This window comes from Streptomyces sp. NPDC059679 (genome assembly GCF_042734105.1).
Lineage (GTDB): Bacteria > Actinomycetota > Actinomycetes > Streptomycetales > Streptomycetaceae > Streptomyces.
The window spans coordinates 20,241-28,249 of sequence record NZ_JBHWES010000107.1; the positions used below are offsets into that span (position 1 = coordinate 20,241).

The 8,009-nt window shown below is 72.0% G+C and carries 8 protein-coding genes; 6 read left to right on the plus strand and 2 right to left on the minus strand.

What is annotated here, in order from left to right; all coding sequences use genetic code 11:
• The first annotated feature begins 144 nt into the window (after window positions 1-144).
• Window positions 145-1,203, plus strand: a complete 1,059-nt coding sequence (gene disA / locus ACFV2X_RS52275) for a DNA integrity scanning diadenylate cyclase DisA (RefSeq protein WP_055414262.1) — start codon at window positions 145-147, stop codon at window positions 1,201-1,203.
• 133 nt (window positions 1,204-1,336) lie between these two features.
• Here the strand turns inward: disA and ACFV2X_RS52280 are convergent, their stop codons facing one another.
• A complete protein-coding gene (locus ACFV2X_RS52280) occupies window positions 1,337-2,191 on the minus strand; it encodes a hypothetical protein (protein WP_385630591.1) in 855 nt (284 codons plus the stop codon).
• A 179-nt stretch (window positions 2,192-2,370) separates the two neighbouring features.
• A complete protein-coding gene (locus ACFV2X_RS52285) occupies window positions 2,371-3,045 on the minus strand; it encodes a response regulator (protein WP_385630593.1) in 675 nt (224 codons plus the stop codon).
• Between the two features lie 165 nt (window positions 3,046-3,210).
• Between ACFV2X_RS52285 and ACFV2X_RS52290 the strand changes: the two genes are divergently transcribed.
• The 5 genes from ACFV2X_RS52290 to cseC all read left to right on the plus strand — a co-directional run bounded on the left by ACFV2X_RS52290 (window position 3,211) and on the right by cseC (window position 7,949).
• Window positions 3,211-4,131 carry an A/G-specific adenine glycosylase gene (locus ACFV2X_RS52290; RefSeq protein ID WP_385630595.1) on the plus strand — a complete coding sequence of 307 codons (921 nt, stop codon included), beginning with the start codon at window positions 3,211-3,213 and terminating at the stop codon, window positions 4,129-4,131.
• 262 nt (window positions 4,132-4,393) lie between these two features.
• Window positions 4,394-5,029: a SigE family RNA polymerase sigma factor gene (locus ACFV2X_RS52295; protein ID WP_385630597.1), complete on the plus strand. Its 636-nt coding sequence runs from the start codon at window positions 4,394-4,396 to the stop codon at window positions 5,027-5,029.
• Window positions 5,017-5,928 (plus strand): hypothetical protein, encoded by a 912-nt coding sequence (locus ACFV2X_RS52300; RefSeq protein WP_385630598.1) that lies wholly within the window; start codon window positions 5,017-5,019, stop codon window positions 5,926-5,928. The genes ACFV2X_RS52295 and ACFV2X_RS52300 overlap by 13 nt, the downstream gene beginning before the upstream one ends.
• Before the next feature lie 10 nt (window positions 5,929-5,938).
• Window positions 5,939-6,643: a two-component system response regulator CseB gene (cseB, locus tag ACFV2X_RS52305; protein ID WP_385630600.1), complete on the plus strand. Its 705-nt coding sequence runs from the start codon at window positions 5,939-5,941 to the stop codon at window positions 6,641-6,643.
• Between the two features lie 7 nt (window positions 6,644-6,650).
• Window positions 6,651-7,949 (plus strand): two-component system sensor histidine kinase CseC, encoded by a 1,299-nt coding sequence (cseC, locus tag ACFV2X_RS52310; protein ID WP_089512664.1) that lies wholly within the window; start codon window positions 6,651-6,653, stop codon window positions 7,947-7,949.
• Window positions 7,950-8,009: the final 60 nt, after the last annotated feature.

An 8,009-nucleotide genomic window follows, 5' to 3' on the forward strand; every position in this document is an offset into this window, starting at 1 on the left:
CGGTAGACTTTGCCCTGGTCTCGCCCGTACGTAGCCCGCGCAATGGCACAGCAGGGCGGCCCGCGGCAGCGAATGACCTTGCGACGGAGGAGTGCAGTGGCAGCAGGCGACCGGGCAGCGGCTCCCGGCAAAGCCGACGGTCTGATGCGCGCCTCTCTGAGCGCCGTCGCCCCTGGCACGGCGCTGCGCGACGGCCTCGAGCGCGTCCTGCGGGGCAACACCGGCGGGCTGATCGTGCTCGGGACGGACAAGACCGTCGAGTCGCTGTGCACCGGCGGCTTCGTCCTGGACGTCGAGTTCACCGCGACCCGGCTGCGCGAGCTGTGCAAGCTGGACGGCGCGCTGATCCTCGACAAGGACATCACCAAGATCGTGCGAGCGGGCGTGCAGCTCGTCCCGGACGCCGCGATCCCCACCGAGGAGACCGGCACCCGCCACCGCACCGCGCAGCGCGTCTCCATCCAGACCGGCTTCCCGGTGGTGTCCGTCAGCCAGTCGATGCGGCTGATCGCCCTGTACGTGGACGGGCAGCGGCGTGTCCTGGAGGACTCGGCCGCGATCCTCTCCCGTGCCAACCAGGCCCTGGCCACGCTCGAGCGCTACAAGCTCCGCCTCGACGAGGTCGCGGGCACGCTCTCCGCCCTGGAGATCGAGGACCTGGTCACGGTCCGCGATGTGACGGCGGTCGCGCAGCGGCTGGAGATGGTCCGCCGCATCGCCACCGAGATCGCGGAGTACGTGGTGGAGCTGGGCACCGACGGTCGTCTGCTGTCGCTCCAGCTCGACGAGTTGATCGCGGGTGTCGAGCCGGAGCGCGAGCTGGTGGTGCGGGACTACGTCCCCGAGCCCACCGCCAAGCGCACCCGTACGGTCCCCGAGGCGCTGGCGGAACTGGACCGGCTGACCCACCCCGAACTGCTCGAACTGGCCAATGTCGCCCGCGCCCTGGGCTACAGCGGCTCGCCCGAGACCCTCGACTCAGCGGTCTCGCCGCGCGGCTTCCGCCTGCTGGCGAAGGTGCCGCGGCTCCCTGGCGCCATCATCGAGCGGCTGGTGGAGCACTTCGGCGGGCTGCAGAAGCTGCTCGCGGCGAGCGTGGACGATCTGCAGATGGTGGACGGCGTGGGCGAGGCGCGGGCCCGGTCGGTGCGCGAGGGGCTGTCGCGGCTGGCGGAGTCGTCGATCCTGGAGCGGTACGTCTAGCGGGAGCGGGCGGTAGGTCTGGCTCTGGCTCGCTCTGGCTGAAGCCGGCTGTACGTCCGGTCCGGCAGGCACGGTATGTCCCGTGCCTGCCTGGCTGGTTGGTCGGCCCCAGCCCCTGGTCAGCCGCTGGTCCTCAGCCCTCATCCAGTACGAACGACACCCTCGCGGTGCCCAGACCCTCCACCTTCGCCTCCACCAGATACGTACCGCCCTTGGCCGAAACGCTGCCGGCCGGCGTCGCGCAGTTCTCGACGCTGCGCTTGCGGTCCCAGTGGACGGTGCGCTTGGTCTGGCCCTTGCCCGCCACCTCGACCAGTACGGACTTGCTGCCCTTGGGGCAGTCGTCGGACGCCCACACATGGTCGTTCTCGGAGTCCGTGATGGTCAGCGTCGCCGACGCCCGGCCGAAGTCGACCTTGCAGGCGGTGTCCGAGGAGTTCTTCACGATGAGCTCGAACGTCGGTTCCTCGCCCGGCTCGTAAGTGTTCTTCACCCGCGAGTCCTTGACGCTGCGCACCGTCAGCTCGACCGCGCTCCGGGTACAGGCGGGCAGGCTGGACCCGGCCGGGACGCTCCGCCCGTCCCCGATGCCGAGGCCGCCGCCGGTCCCGCCACCGCCGCCGCCGCCGACGCCTCCGGCGTCGCCCGCGCCACTGCCGCCATCGGTGCCACCGTCACCGCCGTCACCGCTGCCGCCGCCGCCGCTGTCGCCGGTGCCGGTCCCGCCGTCATCCGACTCGTCGCGGCCACCCGGGCGTTGGCTGTTGACGGGCGTGGAGGAGGTGGGCCCCGGGGTGATGGTGCTCGCGGCGCCACCGCCGCCCGACCCCTTGCCCTCGTCTCTCCCGCCGTCGCCGCCGGAACCGCCCCACCCGAAGGCCCAGATGACGAGCAGGAGGATGACAATGAAAAGGGCCAGCGCAACAGCCCTCCGCCGCCAGTAAATGGAGGAGGGAAGCGGCCCGATCGGATTGCGCAGAGATCCCACGCGGAAACTCTACGAGAGATCCGAAGCGACGCCCGCCAATAACCACCGGTCTCCGACCCGGTTTTCTCATTATCCGACCGAATCCCGCCCGGGACCCGCCCTACGGACCCTCCCACGGCCCTGCTCAACGGACCCTCCCACGGCCCCGTCCTACGCCACCGCTCTACGACGCCCCCGCCCTACCCCGCGTCGGCGACCAGCCCCGCCTCGTACGCCACGATGGCCGCCTGGACGCGGTTGCCGACCTCCAGGCGGTCCAGGACCGCGCTGACGTACCCCTTCACCGTGCCCTCGACCAGGTGCAGCCGCCGGGCGATCTCCGCGTTCGACAGGCCCGCGCCGACCAGCGCCAGCACCTCGCGCTCCCGGCCGGTCAGGACGTCCGTACGGGCACGGGCCGCGGCGCCTCGGGTCAGGCGCTCGCCACCGAGTTCGGTGATCACATGCCGGGCCACCTTGGGCGACAGAAACGCCGCGCCGCCCGCCACCGCCCGTACCCCCGCGATGAGTTCATGCGGGTCTCCTGCCTTCAGCAGGAAACCGGTCGCGCCGCCGCCCAGCGCCCGTGCGATGTACGCGTCCTCGGAGAAGGTGGTGAGCATGGCGACCGCGGTGTCCGGCAGCGTGCGGCGGATCTCCTCGCATGCGGACAGCCCGTCCAGCCGGGGCATCCTGATGTCCAGCAGCGCGACATCCGGCCGATGGGCGCGCGCCGCCTCCACCGCCTCCCTCCCGTCGCCCGCCTCGGCGACGATCTCGATACCGGGGCCGGCGGCCAGGACGGCCCGTACCCCGGCGCGGATCATCGCCTCGTCGTCCGCGAGCAGCACCCTGATCGTCGGCTCGTTCCCCATCCGCACCCGCCATTCCTCATCAATCACTGCCGTCACTGACGCTACAAGCGGGAGTACGCCACCGCCCCTGACGAAAGTCAGGCCCACCCACACGGCCCCTGACACGCCCCGAGCGGGCCCGGCGTTTCCGGGGCGGTCGGGCGACGTGCCAGGATCGTTCGTGACATGACTGCCATCCCCGCCGACTCGGCGCCCTCCGCCAGCCGCCCCAACGGAACCGCGCTCCACAGCCCCGTCATCGACTGGTTCGACGCCCATGCCCGCGACCTGCCCTGGCGCCGCCCCGAAGCCGGCGCTTGGGGCGTGATGGTCAGCGAGTTCATGCTCCAGCAGACCCCGGTGAACCGGGTGCTGCCGGTGTACGAGCAGTGGCTCGCCCGCTGGCCGAGCCCCGCGGACCTGGCCGCGGAACCGCCCGGCGAGGCCGTCCGCGCCTGGGGGCGGCTCGGCTATCCGCGGCGCGCGCTGCGCCTGCACGGCGCGGCGGCCGCCATACGGGAGCGGCACGGCGGTCAGGTTCCCACCGAACACGCGGAGCTGCTGGCGCTGCCCGGTGTGGGCGAGTACACGGCGGCGGCCGTCGCCTCGTTCGCGTACGGGCAGCGGCACGCGGTCATGGACACCAACGTCCGCCGGGTCTTCGCACGCGCCGTCGGCGGCCGGGAGTTCCCGCCGGACGCCACGACCGCCGCCGAGCGCAAGCTGGCCCGTGCGCTGCTCCCCGACGACGATCCGACGGCCGCCCGTTGGGCCGCGGCGACGATGGAGCTGGGCGCATTGGTGTGCACGGCGCGCACGCCGGACTGCGTGCGCTGCCCCATCACCGCGCAGTGCGCCTGGCGGGCGGCCGGTTCCCCGGCGCACGACGGACCGCCGCGCCGCGGCCAGACCTACGCCGGTACGGACCGTCAGGTGCGCGGCAAGCTGCTCGCGGTGTTGCGGGAGGCGGTCGAGCCGGTGCCGCAGGCGGCGCTCGACAAGGTCTGGGACGAGCCGGTGCAGCGGGCCCGGGCGCTGGACGGGCTGATCGCCGACGGCCTCGTGGAACCGCTCGACGGCGGGCTCTACCGGCTGCCGCTGACCTGACCCGCCGAAGGCCCCTTCCCCCGCCCGCCCCCCGCGAGGACGGCTCGCCGAAACCGTTTCTGTGACAAGGCTGTGACACGGCCACGACCCGACTCTGACACTCCGTCCGCCCGGCCCCGGCTGTTACACAACCTATGGGTAGCTGTGCATTCGCCGCAGGTCAGATGCACATGGCGCCGCAACAGCCGCTCCGTAGTGTCCTCTTCGTGCTCGGCGACCGCCGGGCATACAGGTGGGGAATACGGCGGGATGGGGGCTGGCGATGTCCGGCAGCGGCAAGGTTCTGGATTTTGAAGAGTACGTACGCAACCGGCAGGACGCGCTGCTGCGCAGCGCCCGTCGCCTCGTCCCCGACCCGATCGAGGCGCAGGACCTCCTCCAGACCGCGCTGGTGCGTACGTACGGCCGCTGGGACGGGATAGCCGACAAGTCGCTGGCCGACGCGTACCTCCGCCGCGTCATGATCAACACCCGCACCGAGTGGTGGCGGGCCCGCAAGCTGGACGAGGTGCCGACCGAGCAGCTGCCGGACGCGCGTGTCGAGGACAGCACCGAGCAGCACGCCGACCGCGCGCTGCTGATGGACATCCTCGGAGTTCTGGCTCCCAAGCAGCGCAGCGTCGTGGTGCTGCGACACTGGGAGCAGATGACCACGGAGGAGACCGCGGAGGCGCTTGGGATGTCGACCGGTACGGTCAAGAGCACGCTGCACAGGGCGCTGGCCAGGCTGCGGCAGGAGCTGGAGAGCCGCGAGCTGGACGCCCGTGCGCTCGGTCGCGGGGACGGCCGGCAGGCCCGGCAGGGCCAGGACGGTGCCCAGGAGGTCCGCCAGATCCGCCAGACCTCGCAGGGCCGGCGCCGAGGCCACGAGCGGGGGCAGGACCGGTGCGCGGCCTGACCAGGGCCTCTCCCCACAAGGACGCCGCGGACAAGGACTCCGCGGACAAGGACGCCTCGAACAAGGGCGCCCTCCACGAGGACGCCCCGCTCCAGCACGCCCCACAGGGTGTTGATCCACACCGGCTCGTTCTTCACCGCACCACCGCTCACCGGATCGGCCCGCGCCGGGCCGCCCTGATCACCGGGGGCACGGTTGTCGGCTTCGCGGCCGTCGGCGGACTGGTGCTGGCCGGATGCGACACCGGAAGCCAGGGAGTGCGCAAGGAAGGGCCGGCGCATACGTCATGGGCCCCGGAGCAGGCCGACTCCCCGGGGTCGTATGTGCACGGCACCTCCCCCACATCGACGTCGGCGAAGCAGAAGGTCGACGCCGTCGCGCTGCTCAAGAAGGACCCGAAGGTCAGCGAGCACCTGAAGGCGAACCTCAAGCCCTGCTCGAAGAGCTCCACGAAGGACGCCCAGAACGACGCCACGCCGAGCGCCGCACCGGACGCTCCGCAGGAGGCGAAGAAGGGCAGCGCGAAGTCACAGGGCTATCCGATCGACGTGGCCTACGGTCGGCTGACCGGCTCCGCCGCGTCCGATCTCGTGGTCAATGTGATGACCTGCACCGAGGGTTTCGGCCTCGGCTCGTATGTGTACCGCAAGGTGGGCGGGACGTATGAGAACGTTTTCGCGGACGAGCGCCCGCCCGTCTACGCCGACACCACCAAGGGCAGCCTCCGCGTCACCAAGTTGGTCTACGCCTCCAACGACTCGGTCTGCTGCCCCTCGAGCGAGGACGTGACGACGTACCGGTGGGCCGAGACGCGCCGGGAGTTCCTCGTGACCGACCGCAAGACCAAAAACGTCAGCGAGGACGAATCGCCCGCGCCCGACGACGGAACGGAAGGCTGAAGATAAGGCCGTGGCCGAAACCCATGTGCTCTTCGTCGAGGACGACGACGTCATCCGCGAGGCCACCCAGCTCGCCCTGGAGCGCGACGGCTTCGTCGTCACCGCCGCCCCGGACGGACTGACCGGGCTGGAGCGGTTCCGGGCCGACCGGCCCGATATCGCGCTGCTCGATGTGATGGTCCCGGGTCTTGACGGGGTGAGCCTGTGCCGCCGGATCCGCGATGAGTCCACCGTGCCCGTGATCATGCTGTCGGCGCGCGCCGACTCGATCGACGTGGTGCTCGGCCTGGAGGCCGGGGCCGACGACTATGTGACCAAGCCCTTCGACGGCGCGGTCCTGGTCGCCCGGATCCGCGCCGTACTGCGCCGCTTCGGGCACGCCAGCGGACCGGGCCGGGGCGCGGAGGCGGAACCCGACGAGCCCGAGGGCGGAGTGCTGCGCTTCGGCGACCTGGAGGTGGACCCGGAGGGAATGGAGGTCCGCCGGGCCGGTCAGCAGGTGGCGCTGACGCCGACGGAGATGCGGCTGCTGCTGGAGTTCTCCGCCGCGCCGGGCACCGTGCTCTCCCGCGACCGGCTGCTGGAGCGGGTGTGGGACTACGGCTGGGGCGGTGACACCCGGGTCGTGGACGTCCATGTGCAGCGGCTGCGCGGAAAGATAGGCCAGGACCGGATCGAGACCGTCCGCGGCTTCGGTTACAAGCTCAGGGGCTGAGCCGGGGATGGTGAGGCTCGCCCTGCGCTCGGGGCTGCGTTGGAAGGTCAGTCTGGCGATCGCGGCCGTGAGCGCGCTGGTCGCCATCGCACTGAGCCTGGTCGTGCACAACGCGGCCCGCGTCTCGATGCTCGACAACAGCCGCGCGGCGGTGAACGACCAGGTGCAGGCCGCCCAGCGGATGTACGAGAAGTACCGGATTCTCGGGTTCGGCGCGAAACTCGACGACAAGCGGCTTCCCGAGCAGCTGAAGAAGGAGGCGGCGCGCGGGCTGCGCGCCACCTACCTGGGGGACATGGGCACCGGCACGCCCGAGGTGTGGGCGTCGGTGCCGCTGCGGGACGGCAGGGTGCTGTCCGTACACACCCAGTTCAAGGACCGTGCCCGGGTGCTGGACGACCTCGACCGGGTCCTCGTCCTCGGCTCGGTGTCGGTGGTGATGGGCGGTATCGCGCTGGGGGTGCTCATCGGCGACCAGCTCTCCCGGCGGCTGCGCAAGGCCGCCACGGCGGCCCGCAAGCTCGCCGAGGGCGACTCCGAGGTCCGGGTGCGAGAGGCGATCGGCGGCCGGGTGCGGGACGAGACCGACGACCTGGCGCGCGCGGTCGACGGCATGGCCGAGGCGCTGCAGCAGCGGCTGGAGGCCGAGCGGCGGGTGACGGCCGATATAGCGCATGAGCTGCGCACCCCCGTCACCGGCCTGCTCACCGCCGCCGAACTGCTGCCGCCGGGGCGCCCGACCGAGCTCGTACGGGACCGGGCGCAGGCGATGCGCCAGCTCGTCGAGGACGTCCTGGAGGTCGCCCGTCTTGACGGCTTCGCGGAGCGCGCCGAGCTGCAGGAGATCGCCCTCGCCGAGTTCGTCACCCGCCGGGTCCGGGTCGCGGCCCCCGATGCCCGGGTCACCGTGTTGCGGGACGCCCATGTCTCCACCGACCCGCGCCGCCTGGAGCGAATAATCGGCAACCTCCTGGCCAACGCCGCCCGGCACGGCAAGCCACCGTTCGAGGTCACGGTGGAGGGGCGGGTGCTGCGCGTCCGCGACCACGGGCCCGGCTTCCCCGAGGCGCTGCTGAAGGACGGGCCGAGCCGCTTCCGCACCGGCAGCAAGGACCGCGCCGGCACCGGGCACGGCCTGGGCCTGACCATCGCGGTGGGCCAGGCGCGCGTCCTGGGCGCCCGGCTGACGTTCCGCAACGCCGAGCCGACGGCGGAGGGGCAGGAGGGCGCGGTCGCGGTGCTGTGGCTGCCGGAGTCCGCGCCCACCAACACGGGCAGCTTCCCGGTCATCGAGGTGCTGGACTGACGTAACGCGTGAGGCGCGGGTGGGGGGAGCGCCCCCCCCGCGCCAACCCGATGTGCCTAG

Excerpts from the sequence above, each read along its gene's own strand:
- disA (WP_055414262.1), top strand. The coding sequence starts at position 145 with ATGCGCGCCTCTCTGAGCGCCGTCGCCCCTGGCACGGCGCTGCGCGAC.
- ACFV2X_RS52285 (WP_385630593.1), bottom strand. The coding sequence starts at position 3,045 with ATGGGGAACGAGCCGACGATCAGGGTGCTGCTCGCGGACGACGAGGCG.
- ACFV2X_RS52290 (WP_385630595.1), top strand. The coding sequence starts at position 3,211 with ATGACTGCCATCCCCGCCGACTCGGCGCCCTCCGCCAGCCGCCCCAAC.
- ACFV2X_RS52295 (WP_385630597.1), top strand. The coding sequence starts at position 4,394 with ATGTCCGGCAGCGGCAAGGTTCTGGATTTTGAAGAGTACGTACGCAAC.
- cseC (WP_089512664.1), top strand. The coding sequence starts at position 6,651 with ATGGTGAGGCTCGCCCTGCGCTCGGGGCTGCGTTGGAAGGTCAGTCTG.